Annotated in this window: 23 protein-coding genes and 2 pseudogenes; 13 read left to right on the top strand and 12 right to left on the bottom strand. The window is 74.0% G+C overall.

Annotated elements, in window-relative coordinates; translation table 11 throughout:
• Positions 1-98: 98 nt before the first annotated feature.
• Both AB0P24_RS19960 and AB0P24_RS19965 read left to right on the top strand, forming a co-directional pair.
• The gene (locus tag AB0P24_RS19960) at positions 99-1058 is read left to right on the top strand and encodes an adenylyl-sulfate kinase (RefSeq protein ID WP_365795711.1); all 960 of its coding nucleotides are present in this window, start codon (positions 99-101) and stop codon (positions 1056-1058) included.
• 47 nt (positions 1059-1105) lie between these two features.
• A complete protein-coding gene (locus AB0P24_RS19965; protein ID WP_365795713.1) occupies positions 1106-1498 on the top strand; it encodes an SCO5389 family protein in 393 nt (130 codons plus the stop codon).
• Positions 1499-1621: 123 nt separating this feature from the next.
• Here the strand turns inward: AB0P24_RS19965 and AB0P24_RS19970 are convergent, their stop codons facing one another.
• On the bottom strand, positions 1622-2590 hold the full coding sequence (locus tag AB0P24_RS19970) for a pyridoxal-phosphate dependent enzyme (protein ID WP_365795715.1): 969 nt from the start codon (positions 2588-2590) through the stop codon (positions 1622-1624).
• A 173-nt stretch (positions 2591-2763) separates the two neighbouring features.
• On the opposite strand from AB0P24_RS19970, the gene AB0P24_RS19975 reads away from it, so the two are divergent.
• Positions 2764-3444, top strand: a complete 681-nt coding sequence (locus tag AB0P24_RS19975; RefSeq protein ID WP_365795717.1) for a PAS domain-containing protein — start codon at positions 2764-2766, stop codon at positions 3442-3444.
• A 187-nt stretch (positions 3445-3631) separates the two neighbouring features.
• Here AB0P24_RS19975 and AB0P24_RS19980 read toward each other — a convergent pair whose 3' ends face one another.
• A complete protein-coding gene (locus AB0P24_RS19980; protein ID WP_365795824.1) occupies positions 3632-4849 on the bottom strand; it encodes a VWA-like domain-containing protein in 1218 nt (405 codons plus the stop codon).
• Between the two features lie 88 nt (positions 4850-4937).
• Between AB0P24_RS19980 and AB0P24_RS19985 the strand changes: the two genes are divergently transcribed.
• Complete coding sequence (locus tag AB0P24_RS19985; RefSeq protein WP_365795719.1) at positions 4938-5300, top strand: hypothetical protein; 363 nt, start codon at positions 4938-4940, stop codon at positions 5298-5300.
• On the opposite strand, the gene AB0P24_RS19990 is transcribed toward AB0P24_RS19985, so the two are convergent.
• Positions 5278-6495 (bottom strand): AAA family ATPase, encoded by a 1218-nt coding sequence (locus tag AB0P24_RS19990; RefSeq protein WP_365795721.1) that lies wholly within the window; start codon positions 6493-6495, stop codon positions 5278-5280. The two genes, AB0P24_RS19985 and AB0P24_RS19990, sit on opposite strands and share 23 nt — an antisense overlap.
• Positions 6496-6536: 41 nt before the next feature.
• Positions 6537-7919 (bottom strand): hypothetical protein, encoded by a 1383-nt coding sequence (locus AB0P24_RS19995; protein WP_365795723.1) that lies wholly within the window; start codon positions 7917-7919, stop codon positions 6537-6539.
• A 209-nt stretch (positions 7920-8128) separates the two neighbouring features.
• On the opposite strand from AB0P24_RS19995, the pseudogene AB0P24_RS20000 reads away from it, so the two are divergent.
• Both AB0P24_RS20000 and AB0P24_RS20005 read left to right on the top strand, forming a co-directional pair.
• Positions 8129-8344, top strand: a pseudogene (locus AB0P24_RS20000) (SigE family RNA polymerase sigma factor); the annotation flags it as partial.
• Positions 8342-8849 (top strand): annotated as a pseudogene (locus AB0P24_RS20005) (hypothetical protein); the annotation flags it as partial. The pseudogenes AB0P24_RS20000 and AB0P24_RS20005, both read left to right, overlap by 3 nt.
• A 7-nt stretch (positions 8850-8856) precedes the next feature.
• Here AB0P24_RS20005 and AB0P24_RS20010 read toward each other — a convergent pair.
• Entirely contained in the window at positions 8857-9654 is a 798-nt protein-coding gene (locus tag AB0P24_RS20010; RefSeq protein WP_365795725.1) for an SAM-dependent methyltransferase, read from the bottom strand.
• A 204-nt stretch (positions 9655-9858) separates the two neighbouring features.
• Between AB0P24_RS20010 and AB0P24_RS20015 the strand changes: the two genes are divergently transcribed.
• Positions 9859-10251: a cold-shock protein gene (locus tag AB0P24_RS20015; RefSeq protein ID WP_181809373.1), complete on the top strand. Its 393-nt coding sequence runs from the start codon at positions 9859-9861 to the stop codon at positions 10249-10251.
• Between the two features lie 21 nt (positions 10252-10272).
• On the opposite strand, the gene AB0P24_RS20020 is transcribed toward AB0P24_RS20015, so the two are convergent.
• Positions 10273-10836, bottom strand: coding sequence for an ABC transporter permease (locus tag AB0P24_RS20020; RefSeq protein WP_365795728.1), 564 nt, complete (start codon positions 10834-10836; stop codon positions 10273-10275).
• 289 nt (positions 10837-11125) lie between these two features.
• Positions 11126-11992, bottom strand: coding sequence for a DUF3152 domain-containing protein (locus AB0P24_RS20025; RefSeq protein ID WP_365795730.1), 867 nt, complete (start codon positions 11990-11992; stop codon positions 11126-11128).
• Between the two features lie 139 nt (positions 11993-12131).
• On the opposite strand from AB0P24_RS20025, the gene AB0P24_RS20030 reads away from it, so the two are divergent.
• Genes AB0P24_RS20030 through AB0P24_RS20040 form a run of 3 tightly spaced genes read left to right on the top strand, consistent with a single transcriptional unit; the run spans position 12132 to position 14877 of the window.
• Entirely contained in the window at positions 12132-12824 is a 693-nt protein-coding gene (locus AB0P24_RS20030; protein ID WP_365795732.1) for a response regulator transcription factor, read from the top strand.
• Positions 12821-14308 carry a HAMP domain-containing sensor histidine kinase gene (locus tag AB0P24_RS20035; protein ID WP_365795734.1) on the top strand — a complete coding sequence of 496 codons (1488 nt, stop codon included), beginning with the start codon at positions 12821-12823 and terminating at the stop codon, positions 14306-14308. Before AB0P24_RS20030 ends, AB0P24_RS20035 begins: the two co-directional genes overlap by 4 nt.
• Complete coding sequence (locus AB0P24_RS20040) at positions 14302-14877, top strand: hypothetical protein (RefSeq protein ID WP_365795736.1); 576 nt, start codon at positions 14302-14304, stop codon at positions 14875-14877. The genes AB0P24_RS20035 and AB0P24_RS20040 overlap by 7 nt, the downstream gene beginning before the upstream one ends.
• A 109-nt stretch (positions 14878-14986) precedes the next feature.
• On the opposite strand, the gene AB0P24_RS20045 is transcribed toward AB0P24_RS20040, so the two are convergent.
• The 4 genes from AB0P24_RS20045 to AB0P24_RS20060 all read right to left on the bottom strand — a co-directional run bounded on the left by AB0P24_RS20045 (position 14987) and on the right by AB0P24_RS20060 (position 17338).
• Positions 14987-15655 (bottom strand): hypothetical protein, encoded by a 669-nt coding sequence (locus tag AB0P24_RS20045; RefSeq protein ID WP_365795738.1) that lies wholly within the window; start codon positions 15653-15655, stop codon positions 14987-14989.
• The gene (locus AB0P24_RS20050) at positions 15645-16130 is read right to left on the bottom strand and encodes a DUF6114 domain-containing protein (protein ID WP_365795740.1); all 486 of its coding nucleotides are present in this window, start codon (positions 16128-16130) and stop codon (positions 15645-15647) included. Before AB0P24_RS20050 ends, AB0P24_RS20045 begins: the two co-directional genes overlap by 11 nt.
• The gene (locus tag AB0P24_RS20055) at positions 16121-16744 is read right to left on the bottom strand and encodes a DUF6230 family protein (protein ID WP_365795742.1); all 624 of its coding nucleotides are present in this window, start codon (positions 16742-16744) and stop codon (positions 16121-16123) included. Before AB0P24_RS20055 ends, AB0P24_RS20050 begins: the two co-directional genes overlap by 10 nt.
• 168 nt (positions 16745-16912) lie before the next feature.
• Entirely contained in the window at positions 16913-17338 is a 426-nt protein-coding gene (locus AB0P24_RS20060) for a MarR family winged helix-turn-helix transcriptional regulator (RefSeq protein ID WP_365795744.1), read from the bottom strand.
• A 76-nt stretch (positions 17339-17414) separates the two neighbouring features.
• Here AB0P24_RS20060 and AB0P24_RS20065 point away from each other — a divergent pair, with 76 nt between their 5' ends.
• The 3 genes from AB0P24_RS20065 to AB0P24_RS20075 all read left to right on the top strand — a co-directional run bounded on the left by AB0P24_RS20065 (position 17415) and on the right by AB0P24_RS20075 (position 21553).
• A complete protein-coding gene (locus AB0P24_RS20065) occupies positions 17415-18449 on the top strand; it encodes an aldo/keto reductase (RefSeq protein WP_365795746.1) in 1035 nt (344 codons plus the stop codon).
• Complete coding sequence (locus AB0P24_RS20070) at positions 18446-19570, top strand: Gfo/Idh/MocA family oxidoreductase (protein ID WP_365795748.1); 1125 nt, start codon at positions 18446-18448, stop codon at positions 19568-19570. Before AB0P24_RS20065 ends, AB0P24_RS20070 begins: the two co-directional genes overlap by 4 nt.
• Before the next feature lie 246 nt (positions 19571-19816).
• Positions 19817-21553: an alpha/beta fold hydrolase gene (locus AB0P24_RS20075; protein ID WP_365795750.1), complete on the top strand. Its 1737-nt coding sequence runs from the start codon at positions 19817-19819 to the stop codon at positions 21551-21553.
• Here AB0P24_RS20075 and AB0P24_RS20080 read toward each other — a convergent pair.
• Positions 21543-22733 (bottom strand): beta-ketoacyl-[acyl-carrier-protein] synthase family protein, encoded by a 1191-nt coding sequence (locus AB0P24_RS20080; protein WP_365795752.1) that lies wholly within the window; start codon positions 22731-22733, stop codon positions 21543-21545. The two genes, AB0P24_RS20075 and AB0P24_RS20080, sit on opposite strands and share 11 nt — an antisense overlap.
• Between the last annotated feature and the right edge of the window lie 64 nt (positions 22734-22797).

Here is a 22797-nt window from a genome sequence, read left to right on the forward strand (position 1 = left end):
GGCCGCCCCCCGATGGGGCCACCCCGATTTGACACCGTCCGCAGCCCCCACCAACCTGTGCTCATGAATTCCATTTTCAAAAGGAGGAGCGGCAGAGGATGCGTGTGGCTTTCGTCGGCAAGGGCGGCAGCGGCAAGACGACGCTGTCGGCCCTCTTCGCCCGTCATCTGGCCCGCTCCGGCGCACCGGTCGTGGCGATCGACGGTGACATCAACCAGCACCTGGCCCATGCCCTCGGCCTCGACGAGGACGAGCTGTTCGCGGCGCCGCCGCTGAGTGCGCGGACCGGTGAGATCAAGGACTACCTGCGCGGCACCAACCCCCGGATCGCGTCCCGGGAGGCCATGGTCAAGACGACACCGCCCGGACACGGCTCGCGGCTGCTGCGGCTGCTGGGCGACGACGAGGTGCACTCCCGCCATGTCCAGGACGTCGGCGGGGTGCCGCTGATGGTCACCGGGGCGTTCGCCGGGAGCGACCTCGGGGTGGCCTGCTACCACTCCAAGCTCGGCGCGGTGGAGCTGTATCTCAACCATCTGGTGGACGGCCCCGGCGAGTACGTGGTCGTCGACATGACGGCGGGCGCCGACGCCTTCGCCTCCGGTCTGTTCACCCGTTTCGACATGACCTTCCTGGTGGTCGAGCCGACCCGCAAGAGCCTGTCCGTGTACCACCAGTACCGGGACCACGCGGCCGAGTTCCAGATCCCGGTCGCCGTGGTCGGCAACAAGGTGACCGGCGCGGACGACCTGGCCTTCCTGCGCGAGCGGGTGGGCGACGACCTGCTGGCCCACTGCGGGCTGTCGCCGTACGTCCGCGCCCAGGAGCAGGGGCGGGGCGGCGGGGCGCTGGAGCGGCACAACTCCCGGGCGCTGGACCGGCTGCGGGCCGCGGTGGACGCGCGGGCCAAGGACTGGGAGGCCTTCCAGCGGCACGCCGTGGAGTTCCACCTGCGCAACGCCGCCGCCTGGGCGGACGCGGCGACGGGCCGGGATCTGGCCGCCCAGGTCGATCCGGACTTCCGGCACGGCCCGGCGGCCCTGCCCGCCTTCGCCTGAGACCACCACTTTCATTGACCACTTCGAGAAGAACAGGACATCACCACATGTCGCTCGACGTCTCCCCGCAGTTGCTCGCCGAAGCCGAGAACGGTGCGGTACGGGAGGAGGACTTCATGGAAACCGTCCGTACGTCACTGCCCTACGCGTACGAGCTGATCGCCCGGCTGGCCGCCGAACTGCGTTCCGGTACCGCCGAGTTCGCCGACAACCAGACCCCGCCGCCCTCGGAGAGGGAGCGCGGGCAGCTGCTGCGGGCGCTGTCCTCCGACGCGATCCGGGGCAGCCTGGAGCGGCACTTCGGGGTCGCCCTGGCCTTCCAGAACTGCCACCGGGTCGCGGTGTTCCCGCCCGGGGCGCGCGGCGGCGAGACGCACACCCGGTTCACCTCGACGCGCGCGCAGATCCTCAACCAGTCACCGGAGTTCCGCGACTGCTGAGTGCTCCGCCGGGCGACTCCGCAAGAGCCGCCCGGCACCGCGGGCGCTCCGGCATCCCGGAACCGCAGCGCTCCTCGCCGCCGCGCTCCTCGGTGAGCGTGCCGCGTGTGCCCTGTCGCGCGCTCAGCCGGCGACGATCTCGGCGAACCGCTCCGCGCCCACGTTGCCGCCGGACAGGACGACCCCGATCCGGCGGGGCAGCGGCGCCACCCGGTGGGCGAGCAGCGCGGCCAGGCCGCTGGCGCCGCTCGGCTCCAGGACGGTCTTCAGACGCTCGAAGGCGAACCGCATCGCGTCCCCGATCTGGTCGTCGCCGACCAGCGAGATGTCGTCCACCAAGCGCTGGTTGACGGAGAAGGTCAGCTCCCCGGGGATGTCCGCGGCCTGGCCGTCGGCGATGGTGCGGGGCACCGGGACCGACACCCGGTGCCCCGCCGCCAGGGACCGCCTGGTGTCGTCGCCGGCCTCGGGCTCGACCCCTACCACCCTGATCCCGGGCAGCAGCCCCTTGGCGGCGGTGGCACTGCCCGCGATCAGCCCGCCGCCCCCGACCGGCACCACCAGGGCGTCCAGCTCGCCGGCTTCCTCGATGAGTTCGAGAGCGGCCGTGCCCTGTCCGGCGATGACGTGCGGGTGCTCGTACGGCGGGATCAGCGTGAGCCCGCGTTCGGCGGCGAGGGCCTCGCCGATCGCGACCCGGTCGCCGGTGTAGCGGTCGTACGTCACGATCTCCGCGCCGTATCCGGCGGTCGCCTCCAGCTTGGCGCGCGGGGTGTCCTCGGGCATCACGATGACGGCGGTGGAGCCGAGTTCACGGGCGGCGAGGGCGACGGCCTGGGCGTGGTTGCCGGAGGAGTAGGCCGCGATGCCCTTGGCGAGTTGCGCGGCGGACAGCCGGGACGCGGCGTTGTAGGCGCCCCGGAACTTGAACGCCCCGACGCGCTGGAGGTTCTCGCACTTCAGGAAGACCTCGGCACCGACCAGTTCGTCCAGGGTGCGCGAGCGGAGCACGGGGGTGCGGTGGGCCACGCCCTTGATCCGCGCCGCCGCGTCCTGCACGTCCTGGAGGGTCACGGGCGGGGTGTCGGGCATGTTCGTCCTCCGTTCTGGGCGCCGTCGCGCGCCGGGGGGCGCCGGCGACGGACGTGACAGGGGCCGTTCGTCATCGGCCCGCGGCCGCTCGGCGCCGACCGCATGGACTGATTGTCTATCATCTGGACGTGAAGTCCAGACCAGGTCGGGGCAGGGGGCACGGAGGCGAGCCGATGGCACAGGAACGGGCGGTTGCGGGCGGCGAGGCGGCGGCGCGGGCCGAACAGGACGCGATCATCGGCGCGCTGTCCCCGGTCGTCGACGGGATCGCGGCGACCTTCGGCTCCTTCTGCGAGGTCGTCGTCCACGACTTCCGCCGTCCGGAGCACTCCGTCGTCGCCCTCGCCGGATCGGTCACCGGCCGGACGGTCGGCGGTTCCATGAGCGAGATCGGCATGAAACTGCTGGCGGCCGGTGACGAGGCACGCGACGAGCTGAACTACCTGACCCGCACCCGGGACGGGAAGCTGGTCAAGTCGTCCACGATGGTGCTGCGCGACTCACGCGGCACGGCGTTCGGGGCGCTGTGCATGAACCTCGACGTCACGGCCGTCCACCAGGTGCACGCCCTGGTCGGCGGCCTCGCCGGGGTCAGCGCCGGGCCCGGGGGGCCGCCGGCCACCACGTTCGGCGACGACATCACCGCCGTCCTGGACTCGATCGTCGACGCCGGCCAGCTCCGCCGGCCCAAGCCGTGGCCCCACCTCACCCGCGAGGAACGGCTGGAACTGTTCCGGGACCTCGACCGGCAGGGCGTCTTCGCGGTGCGCGGCGCGGTCCAGCAGGTCGCCACCCGTCTCGGCATCTCCCGGGCCTCCGCCTACACCTACCTGTCGGCGGCGCGCACCGGCTGACCGACGGCCCTTTCCGAGACCGAGACCGAGTCCGAGGCCGAGTCCGAGGCCGCCGCCGGGTCCGACCGCGCGGTACGGGCCCGCGCCGTGCTCGGCGGTGGCGTGCACCCGACTGCCCGGCACCCCGGACCCCGGCATCCGGCATCCGGAGCCGCACGGCAGAGCGCGCGACTCGAAGTCGGCCGTGCTAGCCGATGTCGACGACCCGGGCCCAGGCGGGCGGTGCGTCCGGTACGTAGTCGGGGTCGTCCTTCTCCCCTGACGTGCCGCTGTACCGCCGGGGGAACAGGCCCACCACCGTCCGGCAGGCAGGCTGTGTCTTCGGCCAGGGCGTCTGGCCGTCGGTGAGGGCGACCACGACGTCCGGGGCCGGCCGTGCCCGCAGTGCCCTGGCGAAGCCCGCGCGCAGGTCCGTACCGCCGCCGCCGACCAGCGCGATGCCCTCCGCGCGGCACAGCGGCTGCACGGTCCGGGCGGCGGCGTCGCAGGACAGCACGGAGACCAGGTCCCGTCGGCCGCCGACGGCGCGGGCGATCGCGGCCACCTCCAGCAGGGCTCTGCCCAGTTCGGCGTCGCTGACCGAACCGGAGGTGTCGATGACGACCGAGACCCGGGGCGGCCGGCGGCGCAGGCTCGGGAGGACCACGCCAGGCAGCCCGGCCGAGCGGCGCGACGGGCGGCCGTAGCTGTAGTCGTCGCCGGCGCCGGCGGCCGCAGCCGCCGAGCGGACCGCGGCGCCCAGCAACTCCCGCCAGGGCTGCGGCGGATGGAAGGCCTCCTCCGCCCAGCGCCGCCAGCCGTCCGGCGTGCTGCCCGGCCGCCCGGCGATGGCCTGCGCCACCCGGAACCGGACCCCGTCCCGCTCCTGTTCGCTGAGGCCGTGCGCGCCGTCCGGGCCCAGGTCCCACTCCCGTTCCCGGCCGTCGGCCCCGCTGCCGCAGTCCAGCCAGGTGAGGTCCTGCGTCAGCGGCCCGAGCCGGAACTGGCGCAGGTATTCCTCCATCAACCGGCCTTCGGGCAGCCGCAGCATGTACGGCCGGACGGCGCCTTGCGGCTGGGCCAGGCCGTCGCCGTACGCGTCGTCGTTGATCTCCAGGTCCGCCGCGATGTTCATCCGCAGCCGCTCACCGGCCCCGGTCAGCCCGCGCTGCCTCGCCACCCGGTCGCTGCGCGCGTGGTGGTCGCGCAGCAGGTGCGACACCTCGTGCACCCACACACCGGCGAGGTCCTCCTCCGGCATCCGGTCCACGAAGGCGGGCGAGACGTAGCACCGCCAGTGCTTGTCGACGGCCATCGTCGGCACCTGCCGGGACGCCACGACGTGCAGGGCGAACAGCGCCGTCGCGAGGTAGGGCCGGGCCCGGGCGGCCTGCAGCCGGGCGGCGTACAGCTTGTCCAGGTCCAACGCCCCGGCCGGTACGGCGTCCGGGGCGGCGCTGGGGTCGGTGCCCGGGCCGGTGCTGGGGTCGGTGCCCGGGCCGGTACTAGGTTCGGTGCTCACGTCGGCGCTCGGTTCGGCGCTCACGTCGATGCTCGATTCGGCGCTCACGTCGGCGCTCGCTTCGGTACTCACGTCGGCGCTCGGTTCGGCGCTCACGCCGATGCTCGGTTCGGCGCTCGCTTCGGCGCTCACGTCGATGCTCGGAACGGTGCTCACGTCGGCGCTCGCTTCGGTACTCACGTCGGCGCTCGCTTCGGCGCTCACGCCGATGCTCGATTCGGCGCTCACGTCGGCGCTCGCTTCGGTACTCACGTCGGCGCTCGGTTCGGCGCTCGGTTCGGCGCTCACGCCGATGCTCGGAACGGTGCTCACGTCGGCGCTCGGATCGGTGCTCATCGGCCGGCCTTCGCGGTGACGCGTTCGGCGGCCCGGTCGGCGCGGCGGGACACCGCCACCACTCCCGCGAGCCGTTCGATCGCCGCCGGGACGTCCCACTCGTCCCGGCGCAGCGAGGCCAGGGTGGTGGCGGGGACGACCACGAGGTCGGGGGCTCCGGTGTCCAGCGCCCGCACCAGCAGGGCCCAGGCGGCGTCCCACCGGGACCGCTCCGGTCGTTCGCGGACCGCCGCGACCACGCCGTCCAGCACGGCCTGGCGCAGATCACCGCGCTCCGGCAGGTCGGCCGCGGCCGGGTCGGCGAGCAGCGTCTCGGGGTCCGGGAGCTCCATCCGGTCGACACTGGCCAGCAGTTCGAGCCCCGGGCCGTCCCCGACCGTCCCCCTGACCAGCAGGGAGAGCACGTCCCGGGAGGAGCCGGCGGCGTGCGCGAAGGCGACCAGCCGCAGCGTCATGTCCCAGCTGCGGGGCGACGGCCAGGCGCCGCCCCGCCGCATCTCGCCGCTCGGCAGCCGGTGGACGAGCGTGGGCCGGGTGGCGAGCAGGCCGCACACCGCGCGGCGCGCGAAGTCCACCGCGGCGGGCAGCCGCTCCGGGTCGAGCCGGGGCAGGATCGCCCGCGGCCAGGTGCCGCCGAGACCGCGGACGACGACCTCGTGGTCGTGGGCCCACTGCAGATGCACGAACCGGTTGGCCAGCGGCGGGCTCAGCTCCCAGCCGTCGGCGGCCGAGGAACGCGGGTTGGCGGCGGCGACGATCCGTACCCCGGGCGGCAGCCGGAGCGCGCCCACCCGGCGCTCAAGGACCAGCCGGAGCAGTGCGGCTTGTACCGCCGGCGGCGCGGTGGACAGTTCGTCGAGGAACAGCAGGCCGCGGCCGGCCCGCACCAGCCGTACCGCCCAGTCCGGCGGGGCCATCGGGACGCCCTGGACGGCCGGGTCGTCTCCGACGACGGGCAGGCCGGAGAAGTCGGACGGTTCGTGCACGCTGGCGATCACCGTGGTGAGCGGCAGGTCGAGCGTCTCGGCCAGCCGGTTCAGGGCGGCGGTCTTGCCGATGCCGGGCTCGCCCCACAGGAGGACGGGCAGGTCGGCGGCGACGGCGAGGGTGAGCGCCTCCAGCTGGGTGTCGGGCCGGGGTTCGGTGACGGAGTCGCCGAGGAGTCCCAGCAGGGTGTCCGCGACGGCGAGTTGGTCAGGGGCATGAGTGGTCATGAAAGATCACCTTGGGGTGTGGGAAAGCAAGTGGGTGAGTGTCAGCGCCAGTTGGCGGGGCGTGGGCCCAGGCGTGGGTCGCGGACGGACCGGCGTCGCCGGGTGCGGACGGGCCCGGTGCGGGATCCGACGAGTCCCGCGCGGTAGAGGCCGTACGTGATCCGGCGTTGCGCGGCCGCCTCCAGCTCGTCCTTCAACGGGCCGTCGCGCAGCACGGCTTCGGGCCCCAGCAGGCCTTCGACGACGGCGAGCGCACCGGCGATGTCCCCGTGGTCGAGGCGTTCGCGGACGCCGGTGAGGCAGTCGGGGCGGCGGTGTGCCTCGTCGATGACCCGCAGGCAGGGCAGCGGCGGGCCGCCGAGGGCCACCAGCAGTTCCTCGCGCCGCAGTTCGTCCGGGGAGTGGTCCAGCGGGGACAGCACCCCGTCGACCATGCCGATCCGGTGCCGGGCGCCCCGGCACTCCACGAGGCCCGGCTGCTGCCGGGCCGGGTCCGCGAGCGGTGCCCGGGCGGGCGCCTGGTGTCCGGGGACGAGCGCTGCGGCGACCAGCGGATGCAACCGGTCGGCCTCGACCAGCCCGGCACGCAGCAGCTCCAGGTCGGGGAGCGTCCAGGTCGCCGCGTCGGGCAGCACGGGCAGCGCGCCGGTGCCGGCGTCCCGGCCGACGGACAGGGTCCCGTCGGCCGCGAGTCGCAGCGCGAGCCGCCGCCGGCCGCTCAGGCGTACGGCGACGGTTCCGCTGTCCCGTCCCTCGGCACCCAGCACGATCAGCGCCTCGTCCGCCCACCGCTCCGTGGCGCACGACGCCCCTTCGCGAGCCGGGAGTCCGTCGGCGATGGGGAACAGCTCGCCGCGGGCCGGCCGTTCGCCGTACGCGAGCCGGTCGGCGCCCGCACGGGTCCGCAGCTCACCGGCGGCGCCCGCGTCCCACAGATGGCGGTGCAGGTCGAAGCGGAACCGCCGGCTGGGGTGCGGATGCGGATGCCCCCGGGCGGCCGGCTCGGTCAGCGTGCCGTCCCACAGCGCGAGGCTGATCCGCTGCCCGGCGTCGGCCCAGGCGGGCGGTGTCCGGACCACGAGACACACAGAGCCGTCCCCGGTGTCGTAGTGGGCGAGCGGCATGGTCAGCCCCGGCCGCAGCAGCCCGCCGGGCGCGACCCTCGGCAGATGCCAGCGCAGCAGGTCGGGCGCCAGCCGGCGCAGGTCGGCGCGGACCCGTTCCTTCACGTCCCGGCCCCAGGCACGGGCCAGAGCGCGCAGGTCGAGGTCGATGTCGAAACCGGCGGCGGCACCGGCCCCCGCCCAGTCCCCGGCGGTGCGGCGGGCGGTCGCGGTCTCGATCATGGCGGGCGGCACGGCGAACTCGCGCACGCGCCGCCACAGGGAGAGGCGGGCGTCCCCGTCCGTGAGGTGAGTGGCCATCAGCACTCACCTTGAGCGGACGGGACCCCCAATCTGACAGCAGAGTGAGTGGTCATCGCGGGGAGCATACGGCGGCCTCGCCCCGGCCCGCCAGCCGATTACGCACCGGACCGCACGTGACGCGGATCCCCCCGACCGGGTGCAGCGTTCTGCCGCTTCCAGGGCCTTTCCCCAGGTGCAGGCAGCCGGGGAGAGCGGGGACCGTGGGAATGGAGCAGGCTCGGGCCGGTGAGTACGACGAGTTCGCGGCGGCCCGCTGGTCGGGGCTGTTCCATCTGGCCCGTCTGCTCACCGGCGGCGATCGGCATCGGGCCGAGGATCTGTTGCAGGGCTCCTTGGTCCGGTTGTGGTTCGTCTGGCCGAAGATCGCCGACGAGGCGCCGGAGGCGTACGTCCGGAAGGTCATGGCGCGTGCCGCGGCCCGTCCGCTCACCGCGCTGCTGGTGGCACCGCTGGGTCTGCTCGGCTATCTGGGCTGGGTGGGCCACCGTATGGGCGACTACGGCGGCTGCTTCGCCCTCCAGTCGGGCGCGTGGGGGCACGAGTTCGGCTACGGCAAGCAGACCCTGGACGTCCTGACGTCCGTCCCCGTGGGCCGCTTCGGCTATCTCTTCGCGCTCCCCTTCGCCGACGTCATCGGGGTCGGGGTGGTCCTGCCGGACCTGGCGCTGCTGCCGCTGCTGTTCCGGCTGCGGCCGCCGGCGGTGCTGGTCGTCCACACCCGTGCTCACCCTCGCCCTGGTGCTGGGCAGCCGGCAGTACTTCGCGAACGTCCCGCGCTATCTGCTTCCCGCTTTCACGCTGTTCGTCCCCCCGGCGGTCGCGCTGCGCCGCGTCAGCCTGCCCTGCCTCTGCGTTGTGCTGGGCATCGCGGCCCTGGCCTCCGGCTCGTACGCGGGCTACGCCCTGTTCGAGCTCGGAGTGCCCTGACGGCGGCTCAGGCCTTCTTCACGGCCACCCCGCCGTAGAAGCCGATCTCCTCGGAGCCGGCCGGCGGGGTGGTGTCCGGACGCCAGAACGGGACCTGGGCCACGCCGGGTTCGACCAGCTCGAACCCGTCGAAGAACCGCTCGACGCGGGCCCTGGGGCGCAGGTTCATTGAGGCGGTCGCGTTGTTGTAGACGGCCCGGGCCTCGCTGCGGTCGGCGAAGTCGCCGGTGGCGTGCGAGAGCACCAGGAAGCTGCCGGCCGGGAGCGCGTCGCGCAGGGTGGCCACGATCCGCTCGGGCTCCTCCTCGTCGCGGACGAAGTGGAGGATGGCGACGAGGAGGAGGGCGACGGGCTCGCCGAAGTCGATGATCCGGCGCACCTCGGGGTGCTCGATGACGGACAGCGGGTCGCGCAGGTCGGCGAGGACGATACTGGTGGTGCCGGCCCGGCTGAGCAGCGCGTCGCCGTGGGCCTTGACGATCGGGTCGTTGTCGACGTAGGCGACGCGGACGTCCGATGCCAGTTCCTGGGCTATCTCGTGCACGTTCGGCGAGGTGGGCAGCCCGGTGCCGATGTCGAGGATCTGGCGGACGCCGCTGTCGATGACATGCCGGACCGCGCGCTGCAGAAAACCGCGGTTGGCCCGTACGCCGATAAAGGCCTCGGGGGCGACGGAGGCGAGTTGGTCACCGGCCTTGCGGTCCACCTCGTAGTTGTCCTTGCCGCCCAGCAGGTAGTCGTAGATCCGCGCGGGATGCGGCTTGCTGGTGTCGATCTCCACGGACCCGGTGCCGTCCTGCGTCACGTGCGCTCCTCTCAACGACCGTCCCGGCTCCCTTTGGCTCACCGACGGCTGGCGACAGCTTTCCATATCAACTTCGGTGTCGGCGTACGCAGTTCCCCGCTCCGCTCCCCTTCTGCTCCCTTCCGGTCGACCGTCCGGGCCGGACTTGACTACCATCGGGGCCAGGTGTCCGGGCAGGTGGCCCGGTTTGGTTGGGGGTTTTACATGGTTACTGGTCGTGTGGTGCGGTTCGACAGCTCGCGCGGGTACGGGTTCATCGCTCCGGACGGTGGTGGCGAGGACGTCTTCCTGCATGTGAACGACATGCAGATGCCGGAGTCGTACGTCCGCCCCGGTGTGGCGGTGGAGTTCGACATCGAGAGCGGCGAGCGCGGTCCGAAGGCGTCCGGAGTGCGGCTCGCCCGCGGAGCCGATGTTGTCCGCACGCTCGGTCCGGACGACGACTCGTTGTGCGATCTGCTCAGCGCGGAGGAGTTCACCCGCGAGGTCACCGAGACGCTGCTGGCGTCGGCGCCCACGCTCACCGCCGAGGAGATCGTGCGGGTCCGGGGCGCGCTGGCCCAGTTCGCGAAGAACCACGGCTGGATCGAGGGCTGACCGCCGCGGCGGGCGGCCGGTTCACGCGTCGCGCGCGCGAAGCAGCCGGCCGCCCGCCGTGAGGGCGGCGACCGCCCAGAGGGCCGGCACGCCCGGTCCCTGCCAGGGGCCGACGGGCAGCCTGTCGACGCCGACGGTCGCCTGGACGGCCAGGCCGGCCGTCATCGGCGAGACCTGCTGGAGGTGGCGCTGCCAGTCCGGGTCGGCCGCCATCTGGGCGAGGGCCGGGAAGACGAACAGCAGGGCCAGGACGATGCCGGTCGCGGTGGCCGAGTTCCGCACGACGAGCGCCAGGCCGAGGCTCAGCAGGCCGATCAGGGCCAGGTGGAGCACGGAGCCGGCCGCTGCCCGCAGGGTGGGTCCGTCGGTCAACGACAGGGCCGCGTAGCCGTGGTCCGGGGTGAAGCCGCGGCCCGGCTCGACCAGTCGGCCGGTCAGCAGCGAGCCGAGCACCGCGACCGTCGCGGCCGCCAGTGTCACGGCCGTGAGGACGGCGGCCTTGCCGAACAGGACCGTCAGCCGTCGCGGGACCGCCGTGAGGGTCGTGCGCATCATGCCGGTGCCGTACTCGTTGCCGACCGTCACGACGGCGAGGACCGCGACCGCGACCTGTCCGGCCCTGCCGGTTCGCGAACGGCCCGCAGAGCAACCCCCGTGCACGGCCGGCCCGTTCGTCCGGCAAGGAGCACTCGACGGGCGCCGGGGCCTGCATGCGCGGCCGCGCCCCGTGGATCGTCGCAGGCGTCGTCTCGAGCCTCGTCCCGGGCTTCGTCGACCGGGGTGGGGTGCACTCGGCGGTGGGCGGACCACCGGCATCCACAAGCAGGTGGGCGGGCGTGGGACCCAGGTCGGCGTACTCGTCGTCCTGCCGGGGTCAGGACATGGCCGGCCCGGTCAGGTACCGGCCCCTGTCGTCGTACGGCCAGACGTTGGGCAGGCAGCCGTGCATGCCCTTGATCTGCTGCATCATCACGGGGGCGGGCTGCCCCGCTCCCGGGCAGCCGACATGGCCGTGGCCCAGGAAGTGGCCGACCTCGTGGTTGATGATCAGCGCCCGGTAGTCCTTGACGCGATGGGCGTAGACGGGAGTGGCGAGCAGCCAGCGTCTGAGGTTCACCATGACGTTCTTCGCCACGCTGCAGTTGACCTCGCCCCCGGTGTCCAGCCCGTACTCCCCGCAGATCCTGTCCACCGTCCCGGGCGTCGCGACCCGGACGACGAAGTCGGTCGGACCGCTCGACACCCGTTCGAACGCCGAGTGGCCGTCGGCGGTCCAGCCGCGCGGGTCGGCCAGGATCCGCTCCACCTGCCGGGCGACGTCCGCCGGGGACAGGTCGATGCCGTTCTCGACGTCGACCCGGTAGCGCAGGACCGTGCCGGACCCGACCCTGGTGCTCGCGCCGGCCGCGGTGACGAACGTGCCCGGTCCCGTGGCCGGGATCCCGGGCGTGGCCGAGGTGGCGGCCGGCCCGGGTGACGGGGACCGGGAGCCGGGCGCCGCACCGGGGGCGCCGGGGCGGCCGGCTCCGGCCCGCTCGGTGGGCCCGGCCGGTGCCCCGCCGTGGGCCGCCGCCGTACCGGCCGAACTCCCGTCGACGGCCGCGAAACCGGCGGCCCCCAGGACGGCCAGCGCGGCCACGGCCGCCCAGACCGGCCCGCTCCGCCTCCGCCCGCTGAGGACGGCGTGGGAGGGGCCGTTCCGTCGACGGCCACGGGAGGAACGTGCTGTGCGCGTGGTCATGACCGTCAGACTGTGATCGGAATGTGATCGGATCTGGCGCGCGCTATAACGAAGAGATAACAGGCAAGCGGTTGCAGGTTTATGTGATCATCCCGTAACAAGTGCGCGGCTGTGCGGATCCGATGCGGATACTGAGCGCATGCCACGCGTTCTGCTGATCGAAGACGACCGTGCCGTGCGGGAGGGGGTGGCCCTCGCCCTGCGCCGCCAGGGTCACGAGGTCGCCCCCGTCACGACCGGGGAGGACGGGCTGGAACGGGTGCGGTCCTTCCGGCCGGACGTCGTGGTGCTGGACCTCATGCTGCCCGGGATGTCGGGACTCGACGTCTGCTCCCGGATCCGCGACCTCGACCAGACCCTGCCGATCGTCATGGCGACCGCGCGCGGCGACGACGAGGACATCGTCGTGGGCCTGGAGGCGGGCGCCGACGACTACGTGGTCAAGCCCGTGCAGGCGCGGGTGCTGGAGGCCCGCATCCGCGCGGTGCTGCGCCGGGCGGGCGGCGCACCCGCCGCGGGCGGCATACCGAAGATCGACACCTACGGGGACCTGTCGGTCGACCGGGCCGGGCTCGCGGTCGCCCGCGGCGGTGTGCCGGTCCCGCTCGCCCCGTCCGAACTCCGGCTGCTGCTCACCCTGTCCGCGGCGCCCGGTCAGGTGTTCAGCCGTCAGCAGTTGCTCGAGGCGGTGTGGGAGCACAGCTATCACGGGGACGCGCGGCTGGTGGACGCCTGCGTACGGCGGCTGCGCGCCAAGCTGGGCGAGCCGACGCGCGAGCCGCGCCACATCCAGACCGTGCGCGGCTTCGGCTACCGGTTCGCGGCCCGGTGAGGCGCCCCCGCCTCCCGCAACTGCGCGGTCTGCGGATCCGGCTGGTGCTCGCCTTCACGCTGGTCGCCGCCGTCACGGCGGGCACCACCGGCGCCCTGACCTTCCGCGAGGCCCGTACCGGCGTGCTCCAGCAGAGCCAGGACGCCGTGATCCAGCAGTTGCGCACCCAGGTCGGCCGCCTCGCCCCGGACCTCGCCTTCCCGCCGGACGAGGACGCGCTGGCCCGGTTCGCGGTGGACGTGGCCCGCTCCGAGCCCTCCGGCACCTGGCGGGTACTGGCCGCCTACGGCCGGCTGAGCGCCACCTCCGCCCCCGGCGACCGCTTCACGGAACTGACCCCGGCCGTCCGCGAGGCCGTAGGCTCCAGCATGGCCACCGTCTTCCAGCGGGTGGCCGTCGGCGACCGCACCGCACTGGTCGTCGGCATGTCGGTCACCTTCGCCCAGGCACCCGTGAAGGGCGTGTACGCCTCTGGCGTCCATGTCTTCCTGACGGTGCCGCAGACCACCGAACGCGCCTACGTCGACGCCCTGGTCACCGCCGCCGAACGCGCCGCCGTGCCCGCGCTGACGCTCGCCGTGCTGCTGGCGCTGCTCGCCGCCCGCGGCGTGCTGCGCCCGGTACGGGCGCTGCGCCACGCCACCCGCAGCATCGCCGAGGGGCGCCTGGACACCCGGCTCGCCGTCGACGGATCCGACGAACTCGCCGATCTCTCCCACACGTTCAACGAGACGGCCGCCGCGCTGGAGAAGTCGGTGGCCGAGCTGCGCGGCATGGAGGCCCGGGCCCGCCGGTTCGCCGCGGACGTCTCCCACGAACTGCGTACCCCGCTCGCCGCCATGTCCGCCGTCACCGACGTCCTCGACGAGGAGGCCGCCCGCCTGGACCCGGACACCGCCACCGCCGTCCGCCTGATCAGCGAGGAGACCGTGAAGCTGGCCCGGCTGGTGGACGACCTGATGGAAATCTCCCGTTTCGACGCGGGCGCCGCGGTGCCGCACCTGGACGAGATCGACCTCGCCGAGTCCCTGCGGCGCACTCTCGACGCCCGCGCCTGGACCGGCCTGGTGGAGTGCGACCTGCCGCCGCCCGGCGCCCTGCGCGGCCGCGTCGACCCGCGCCGCCTCGACGTCGTGGTGGCCAACCTGGTCGGCAACGCGCTGCGGCACGGCGCCCGGCCCGTCGCCCTGCGCCTGTACGACGGCACGGAGCCCGGCGGGGCACGGCTCGCGGTGATCGAGGTGCTGGACAGCGGAACCGGCATCCCGGACGACGTACTGCCGCATGTCTTCGAGCGGTTCTACAAGTCGGACGCCGCCCGCACCCGCACCGAGGGCAGCGGCCTGGGCCTCGCGATCACCGCGGAGAACGTCCGGGTGCACGGCGGCACGGTACGCGCCGCGAACCGGCCCGGGGGCGGCGCGGTCTTCACCGTGCGGCTCCCGCTGCCGGCCGGCGAAGGGCCCCAGGAGGACCCGTGGTGACCCTCCTGAGCCGGGCCCGCCGTGCACTCCTGCTCGTCGCGGGCTCGATCGCCCTGGCCTCCTGCGGCATCCCCACGACCGGCGTGGTGCAGGCGGGGGGTCCCGCGAGCGGGGTCGTGCCGACGACGTCGGTGTACTTGGTGCGGGACGGCACCCTGATCGCCGTCCGGCGTACGACCGACGCGCCGGGCGACGCCGAGACGGCACTGCGGGCACTGCTCCTGGGCCCGACCGACGCGGAGCGGCTCAAGGGACTGACGACGCGGCTGCCGCTGCCCAGGGCCGCGCCGACGGCCGTCCCCGCGGTCGGCGGCGCCCCCGCCGTACCGAAGGCGCCCCGCTGGGCGGATCTCGTGAAGGTGACAGCGCGCGACCACCGGATCTCCGTCGAACTGTCGGTCCCGGCCGCCGAGTTGACCGATCCCCGCCTCGCGGCCGCGCAGCTCGCCTGCACGGCCGAGGCGGCGCAGCGTACGGCCGCCTACGGTGCCGAGCCCGAGCCGGTGACGGTCACGCTTGCGAACGGCCTGCGCGTCGAGGCGGCCACCACGAGGTGCCCCGGCACCTGAGCCGTCGTGACGGTCCGTCAAAAAAGCGTCGCGGTCGGTGCGGTGACCCGGTCCGGGACGGCCTGGTGCGTCCGGTCAGCCGTCCGCGTCGATGCCCGGCCGCCCCGCGTCACGCGCTGTGCCGCCCCCGTGCCGCAGACCGCAGTTGTGGCCCTCTGATGGACAGCCGGCCGCCGAACTGGGTGATCTGGGAGGCGGTCGCCCTGCTGAAGGTGATGGTGTGCGCGGAAGAGTGGGCGGCGAGGTGCGAGAGCCAGTGGGGTACGGCGTCCGGGGTGACGGTGACGGTGCGGTGCGCGGGGAGCCGGCCGCCGCTGATGCTCGTGACCCTGCCGGTCAGTCTGCGGACGTAGAAGGTCGCCACCCCGCCGGCGCCCTGCCCCCTGAGCGTGGAGGTGCTCGCCGGCCTCGCCCGAAGGCGCATCGCCGCCCGGCCCCGGCCCGCGGTCAGTTCGAGGTTGACGGCGTCCAGCGACCGTACGGTGAACTTCAGGGCCCGGACGGTCCCGGCCCCCGTGCTCACCGAGACCACCCCACGAAACCGCGCGCCGTGGAGTACGAGGCGGTCGGCCCGGAGCACGCAGGGGCCCTTCGCGGATCGAACCGAAGGCGCCGGACGGAGCCGCGCGGCGGAAGCACCGGCGATGCCGCCGGCCACCTGCGGCAGGGCGAGGTTCAGGAGCACGGCGACGCAGGTGATGGCCAGCGCGGCCCCGGACGGCCGGGCGCCACGACCGAGCGCGCGACCGGCCGTACCGGTGCGCGAGTCAGGTGCCACTGCGTCCCTCTTCCGCGGTCGTCGTCGGCTCGTCGGCCCGGGGTGGCAGCCAGGCACAGGCGAGCGAGCCGCCGATCAGGCCCGAGGCCACACCGAGAAAGAGACCGCCGAAGTTCGCGACGGGGAAGGAGATGAGGGCGAGCAGCAGGGTGGCGATCCCGGCGAACACACGGAGGTGGGGGCGGCAGCAGAGCGCGACCCCCAGGGCCAGGAGCAGGGTTCCGATCAGCAGCGAACCGGCACCGGAGGTGGTCGACAGGGCGAGCGGAATCCCGCCCAGGTTCAGGTTGGCGTAGGGCCAGTACAGGATGGGCAGGCCCGCGGCGAAGGTGAACAGCGCGGCCCAGAAGGGACGTCCGCCGCGCCAGACGCGGAACCCGCGCCGGAACTCCGGTGTCCTGGTGAGCAGTTGCCGTCCTTTGCCGAAGAGGTCGGTGATCACGCGTCCGGTCCTGGCCAGGGGGTTCAGAAGCATGCGTGGTCGCCCTGTTCGAGCCGCACGCGCAGGCCCGGAACGCTGAACGTGCCGGCGGAGACCGCCACCGCGCTCACCTGCACGTCGTTCAGGGTGGTCGACAGTGCCTGCTGGGCGACGCCGTCGGGGTCGAAGAACCGCGAGTCCCGGTCTCCGGACCTGACCGGGCCCTTGGTGAGGGCTCCCTGGGCGACGCCGATGTCGAGGCCGCTGAAATTCGCTTCACCGACCGACTCGGCCGTCGCGTCGATGAAGAAGTTCGAGGTCTCGACCGACCGGCCGTCACCGCCGGTGAGCCGCAGAGTCTGCGGGCCCAGCACCGGGACGTCGACGACGACGGACTGGCACAGCCCGCTGATCGTGGCATGCCGGAAGCCGGAGACCACGACGGGGACGAGCTGGTGTTCCCTGGTCACGTCGACCATGCCGTAGAGACTGAACCCGCGGGCGGTCAGGGAGTCGGCGGCGAGCTGGAAGTGCCGGCCGGAGATGAAGAACGAGGCGGCGAGCACTCCCTGCGCCATGGCGATGCCGAGCGTCGCGCAGGCGCCGACGCTGGGCACCAGGACCACCGCGAAGCGTCGCCAACGGGTTCTCCCGGCGCGGTGCGACATCCCGTCTCCTTCGGTCGTGAGCTGGACCCACCCATGCCGACAAGGCGGCAGATGCCCCGTTTGTCCGGTGTGGATCCTAGGCTCCCCGCTGCGCGGACCGACCGCACGCCAGGCCCGCCGGACGAGTGACGCAACTTCTGCTGCTCCTTTCGGGCGACGGGGTCCCGGCTACAGCCGACGGAACAGGGAACTCAGCGTCTCGATCTCCGCCGCGGAGAGCCGGTCCGTGAAGTGGCGGCGCACCGCGGCTTCCAGGCCGGGGTGCACGGCGGCGACGGTCCGGCGCCCGGCGTCGGTGAGGGTGACCGTGACGCCGTCGCCGCGCTCACGGGCGACGAGTCCGCGCTTGCCCATGCGGGTGAGCTGGTGGGAGATGCGGGTGCGGTCCCAGCCGAGCGACGCGGCGAGCTCGCTCTGGCGCAGGGCGCCGCCCGCCTTGTCGAGGTTGACGAGGATCGTCAGGTCCGGTTCGGACAGGCCCGCCGCCTCGGCGGTGTCCGCGACCACGCGGGCCCGGACGAGTTCATGGGCGCGCTTGAAGGCGGTCCACAGCTCGACGGGCTCCGGCACGGCACCGTCGATCGACGTTGACATATCAACAGCCCCTCTCCTAGTGTTGAAATGTCAACGCTAGCAGCCGGCCGCGCCCACCCCACCCTCAGAAGGACCTATGCGAACCCGACCCCTTGGAACCGGCGGCCCGCAGGTCGCTCCGCTCGCGCTGGGCTGCGCGGGCATGTCCGAAGACACCACCCCCGCCGGCGAGCCGGACGCCGTCGCCACGATCCGTACGGCTCTCGACGCCGGCGTCACCCTCCTCGACACCGCCGACTTCTACGGCATGGGTCACAACGAGGACCTCATCCGCCGCGCCCTGCGCCCCGGCGACCGCGCGAAGGCGGTCCTGAGCGTCAAGTTCGGCGGGCTGCGCGGCCCCGACGGAGCCTTCGTCGGCGTCGAGGGCCGCCCCGCCCACGTCAAGAACGCGCTCGCCTACTCGCTGCGCCGCCTCGGCACCGACCACGTCGACATCTACCGTCCCGCCCGCCTGGACCCCGGCACCCCGGTCGAGGACACGGTCGGCGCCGTCGCCGAGCTGGTCCAGGCCGGGTACGTGCGCCACATCGGCCTCTCCGAGGTGGGGCCGCAGACCATCCGGCGTGCCCACGCCGTTCACCCCGTCCACGATGTGCAGGTCGAGTACTCCCTGTTCAGCCGCGGGCCCGAGACCAACGGCATCCTGGACACCTGCCGCGAGCTGGGCATCGGCGTCACCGCCTACGGTGTCCTCGCGCACGGCCTGCTCACCGGCGCCTACCGGCAGCCCGCGGGCGGCGACCCGCGCGCCCACTGGCTGCCGCGCCTGCGCCCCGACCATCTCGCCGTGAACCTCGCCCTGGTCGACCGGCTGCGGCCGCTCGCCGACGCGCGCGGCATCACCGTCGCGCAGCTCGCCGTCGCCTGGGTCCTCGCCCAGGACCACGGGCACGGCACCGCCGTGGCGGTCGTGGGCGCCCGCCGGCCGCACCGCGTCCAGGAGGCCGTGGCCGCGGCCGGACTCCGTCTGACCGACGCGGAACTCCAGGCGATCGACAAGGCCGTCCCCGCCGACGCGGTGGCCGGAACCCGCTACGCGGCACCCCTCATGGCCCTGCTGGACAGCGAGCGCGGCACGCAGCCGCACATGGAGGCCTCCGCATCATGAACGCATCCGATTCGCAGCTCGCCGAGCGGGCCAGGTCCGGAAAGCCGATCGGAGTCGGGATCATCGGACTCGGGGCGCACGGCAGCTGGGCCGAACGCGCGCACCTGCCGGCCCTGCGCGCCGTACCGGGCTATGAGCTGAGGGCCCTGAGCACGAGTTCGAAGGAATCGGCCGAGCGTTCCGGACAGGTGCACGGGGTCCCCCGCACCTTCGGGTCGGCGGCCGACCTGGCCGCCTGCGACGACGTGGACCTCGTGGTCGTGGCGGTCAAGGTGCCGCACCACCGGGAACTGGTGCGAACGGCACTCGACGCCGGCAGGAGCGTGCTGTGCGAGTGGCCGCTGGGCAACGGGCTCGCGGAAGCCGAGGACATGGCACAGCGGGCACGGAGCCGCGCCGTGCCGACCGTGGTCGGGCTCCAGGCGCGCTCGCACCCGGCCCTCGTCCACGCGCGCCGCCTCGTGGCCGACGGCTACGTCGGCGAGGTGCTGTCGACGACGGTCGTGGGCTCCGGCGGCGCGTGGGGCGCGACCGTGGGTCCCCGCGATCACCACGTTCTCGACGCGGCGAACGGCGCGACCATGCTGACCATTCCCTTCGGCCACCTGCTCGACGGCCTCGCGTCGGTCCTGGGAGAGCCCGAGGAGCTGCGGATCCGGCCGGCCTCGCGGCGCACGTCGGCCGTGGACCGCGAGAGCGGACAGCGCGTGCCCATGACGGCCGCGGACCAGGTGGTGGCCTCGGGACGGCTGCCGGGCGGCGCGGTGGCCACCTTCCACTACCGCGGCGGCATGTCCCGGGGCACCAACTTCCGCTGGGAGATCAACGGCACCGAGGGCGACCTCGTCCTCACCGCTCCCGTCGGCCATCTCCAGCTCAGCCCAATCACCCTCGAAGGCGGCCGCTCCACGTCCACCGGCCTCGCTCCGCTGCCGGTGCCCGGTTCCCTCGTCCGCGTCCCCGCCCTGGACGCCCGGGCCGACGCGCCGGCCTACGCGGTCGCCCACGCCTACCGGCAGTTCCTGGACGACCTGCGCACCGGCGGCACACCGGTCGTGCCCGACTTCGCGCACGGCGCCGCCCGGCACCGCAGCATCGAATCCGGCCTGGCGGCACCCTGACGGGGCGGCCGCCGCCGAGCCGCACCCCTCAGCGCCGGCATCCGCCGCCGCCCCCGGACTCGCTTCGGGCGAAGCGGTCAGGTGGTTCCGCCGGGCTCCGGCGCACATCGTCCCGATCGTGGGATGCGGGCATGGTTCGTCCGCTTCGCCCCCGGTGTTTCGGTACGGTGTGAACCGCTCCGCGGACGGGGCCCCCGGGTCCCCCCGAGCGCTGACACGGCATTCCGCCCCGGGCAAGGAGACTGCATGCTCTCGGACTCGATCGTCTTCGGCGCCGGGGGCTTCATCGGCCGCTCCCTGGTGGCGGAACTCCTGCGCCGGGGTCACCGGGTGGCGGCCGCCGTGCGCGGCTCCGGTGACGGGCTGACGGCATGGCTCGACGGGCAGGGGGTCGACCGTGCCGCTCTGACGGTGGTCCGGGCCGACATCACCACCCCAGGTCTGGGGCTGCCCGAGGACGGGCTGGCCGGGATCCGCGATGTCTACAACACCGCCGCGCGCTTCGCGTTCGGGCTCCCGGCGGCCGAGGCCCGGGCGGTCAATGTGACGGGCGCCGTACACGTGGTCGCCTGGGCGGCGGGCCTGCCGAAGCTGCGCAGGGTGGTCCACATCAGCGGTTACCGGATGGCCGCCGCCGACGGACGGCCGCCGGACTACCGCAGGCAGGGCGCGTACGAGGCGTCGAAGCAGGAGGGCGACGCCGCGGTGCGGGCCGGCGCCCGCGAGCTGGGCGTCCCGCTGAGCATCGCCAATCCCAGTACGGTCATCGGGCCGGGACAGTACCTCGGCCTGGCCGAGGTGGTCGCCGCTCTGTGGCAGGGCCGGCTGCCGGCCCTGCCCGGCGGCCCCGGCATCTTCCTTCCGGTCGTGCCCCTCGACCACTTCGTCCGGTTCCTGGCCACTCTTCCGGAGGACCCCGAGAGCGCGGGCGGCACCTACTGGGTGCTGGACGACTCGACCCCCGAACTCCCGGCGCTGGCCGGCCTGCTCGCGGAGCACATGGGGGTGCGCGCCCCCCGACGCTCCGTCCCGGTGGGTCTGCTGCGCAGGCTGCCCCGCGCGATCACCCGGGCGGATCCCGAGACCCTGTCGTTCCTGTCGGCCGACCGCTACGACACGGCCGCCGCCCGTGCCCTGGCCGAGGCGCACGGGCTGTCGATGCCGCCCGTCCAGGCGGCCCTGCGCCAGTGGGCCGACGACCTGGTCGCCACCCGCTTCGGCCGCTCCGGCCCCTGCCGCAGCCCCTACGGCTTCCACGGTGTGGCGGGCACCCGTACCTGGGTGACCGGGGAGCGGCGGCGTCCCGGATACGTCCTGTTGCACGGACTCCTGCTGAGCGCCGACGGCTGGGCGGGGGCGGCGGACCACTTGGACGCGCCCGCGCTCGCTCCCGACCTGCCCGGCTTCGGCAGGTCGGGAGCGAGCGCGGGATCACTCGACGACTGGCTCGCCGACCTGCTGCGCCCGGTGGAGACCCGGCCGGTCCTCGTGGCGCACTCGCTCGCGTGCGGCCCCGCACTGCGCTACGCGGCGGCCCACCCCGACCGGCTCGCCGCACTCGTGCTGGTCGCCCCGGCCTTCCTCCAGCGGCCGTCCGCCGCGCCGCTGCGCTCGCCCCTGGCCGTACCACTGCTGCGCACGGCTCCCGCCTCCCGCCTGGCGCGTTCACTCGGTCTGCCCGCGGGCCCCGGGTCCGACGCCCTCACCGTGGACCTACGGCGGGCAGGGACGTCCCGCCGGGCGGTCGCCGCGATGCGCGACGCCCACCGGCAACGCGCGGAACTGCGCCGTGCACTGCGGGAATCGCGGCTGCCGGTGGAGATCGTCGTGGGGTCGGCGGATCCGCTGACGGAACCCGTGGACACGCCGGTGACGGTGATCGAGGGGGCGGGGCACTGTCCCCAGGTCACCCATCCGGCGTCCGTCGCACACCTGCTGACGTCCTGCCGGGACCGGGCCGCCGCCCCGCGCACTACCGCGTGAAGGCGAGGACCACGTTGTGTCCCCCGAATCCGAAGGACGTGGACAGGGCCGCCCGGGCGGGTGCCCGCCGTGGTTCGCCGGACACCAGGTCCAGGTCGATCCCGTCCGACGCCTTGTCCAGGTTGCGGACCGGCGGGATCAGGCCGTGCACCAGCGTGAGGACGGTGAAGACGGCCTCGACCGCGCCGGAGGCACCCAGAAGGTGGCCGGTGGCCGACTTGCAGGCGGTGACCGCCGGATGCCGGCCCACGGCCTCCCGCACGGCCCTGGCCTCGGTGACATCGCCCACGGGCGTCCCGGTGGCATGCGCGTTCACGTGGTCGATGTCGGCCCCGGTGAGGCCGGCGTCCCGTAACGCCGCCCTGATGGCCCGCGCCTGGCCCTCGGCGGCGGGGAGCGTCACGTCGTACGCGTCGGAGGTGACACCCGCACCCGACAGGGCGGCGTGCACGCGCGCGCCGCGCGCCCGCGCGAAGTCGGCGCGCTCCAGGACGACCATGCCGGCGCCCTCGGCCATGACGAACCCGTCCCGCTCCTGGTCGAACGGCCGGGACGCCAGGTCGGGGGCGTCGTTGCGCAAGGACAGGGCGCGCATCCGGGCGAACGCGCCGAGTGCCAGCGGGTGCAGGCAGGCGTCCGTGCCGCCCGCGACGACCACGTCGGCGCGGCCGGAGCGGATCAGCAGCGTGCCCACCGCCAGTGCCTCCGCACCGGACGCACAGGCACTGGTCGGGGCGTGTGTGCCGGCCCGGGCGCCCAGCAGCAGGCCGACCGCCGCGGCACTGCCGTTGGGCATCAGCATGGGCACCGTGTGCGGCGAGATGGCGCGCGGGCCCCGTTCCTCCAGCCGGTCGTCCTGTTCGAGGAGGGTGAGCCCGCCGCCCATGCCGGTGCCCACGACCACGGCGAGCCGTTCGGGCTCGACCCGCGGCACGCCGGCGTCCGTCCACGCCTCCCGGGCCGCCACCACCGCGGCCGCCTGACTGCGGTCCAGCCGCCGGCGCTGGATCCGGTCCAGCCGGTCGGCGGGGTCCTCGCGCATACCTCCTGCGATGCGGACGGGCAGTTGCTGGGCCCAGGGGGCGTCCAGCCGGGACACACCGGACCGGCCGGACAGCAGCGCCGTCCAACTGGAGGGCACGTCACCGCCGAGCGGGGTGGTCGCTCCCAGGCCCGTCACCAGCACATCGGCGCTCGGAGGTGGACGCCGGCCGGCGTGGGACCGGTTCGCTTCAGTGGTCGAG

Origin of the sequence: Streptomyces sp. NPDC086519, from assembly GCF_040686075.1 — a bacterium.
In the GTDB taxonomy this organism is placed as follows: Bacteria; Actinomycetota; Actinomycetes; order Streptomycetales; family Streptomycetaceae; genus Streptomyces; species Streptomyces shenzhenensis.

What these genes read in the sequence shown, in the direction of transcription:
- AB0P24_RS19960 (WP_365795711.1), top strand. Translation starts at nt 99, where the DNA reads ATGCGTGTGGCTTTCGTCGGCAAGGGCGGCAGCGGCAAGACGACGCTG.
- AB0P24_RS19965 (WP_365795713.1), top strand. Translation starts at nt 1,106, where the DNA reads ATGTCGCTCGACGTCTCCCCGCAGTTGCTCGCCGAAGCCGAGAACGGT.
- AB0P24_RS19970 (WP_365795715.1), bottom strand. Translation starts at nt 2,590, where the DNA reads ATGCCCGACACCCCGCCCGTGACCCTCCAGGACGTGCAGGACGCGGCG.
- AB0P24_RS19975 (WP_365795717.1), top strand. Translation starts at nt 2,764, where the DNA reads ATGGCACAGGAACGGGCGGTTGCGGGCGGCGAGGCGGCGGCGCGGGCC.
- AB0P24_RS19990 (WP_365795721.1), bottom strand. Translation starts at nt 6,495, where the DNA reads ATGACCACTCATGCCCCTGACCAACTCGCCGTCGCGGACACCCTGCTG.
- AB0P24_RS19995 (WP_365795723.1), bottom strand. Translation starts at nt 7,919, where the DNA reads ATGGCCACTCACCTCACGGACGGGGACGCCCGCCTCTCCCTGTGGCGG.
- AB0P24_RS20015 (WP_181809373.1), top strand. Translation starts at nt 9,859, where the DNA reads ATGGTTACTGGTCGTGTGGTGCGGTTCGACAGCTCGCGCGGGTACGGG.
- AB0P24_RS20025 (WP_365795730.1), bottom strand. Translation starts at nt 11,992, where the DNA reads ATGACCACGCGCACAGCACGTTCCTCCCGTGGCCGTCGACGGAACGGC.
- AB0P24_RS20030 (WP_365795732.1), top strand. Translation starts at nt 12,132, where the DNA reads ATGCCACGCGTTCTGCTGATCGAAGACGACCGTGCCGTGCGGGAGGGG.
- AB0P24_RS20050 (WP_365795740.1), bottom strand. Translation starts at nt 16,130, where the DNA reads ATGCTTCTGAACCCCCTGGCCAGGACCGGACGCGTGATCACCGACCTC.
- AB0P24_RS20055 (WP_365795742.1), bottom strand. Translation starts at nt 16,744, where the DNA reads ATGTCGCACCGCGCCGGGAGAACCCGTTGGCGACGCTTCGCGGTGGTC.
- AB0P24_RS20060 (WP_365795744.1), bottom strand. Translation starts at nt 17,338, where the DNA reads ATGTCAACGTCGATCGACGGTGCCGTGCCGGAGCCCGTCGAGCTGTGG.
- AB0P24_RS20065 (WP_365795746.1), top strand. Translation starts at nt 17,415, where the DNA reads ATGCGAACCCGACCCCTTGGAACCGGCGGCCCGCAGGTCGCTCCGCTC.
- AB0P24_RS20070 (WP_365795748.1), top strand. Translation starts at nt 18,446, where the DNA reads ATGAACGCATCCGATTCGCAGCTCGCCGAGCGGGCCAGGTCCGGAAAG.
- AB0P24_RS20075 (WP_365795750.1), top strand. Translation starts at nt 19,817, where the DNA reads ATGCTCTCGGACTCGATCGTCTTCGGCGCCGGGGGCTTCATCGGCCGC.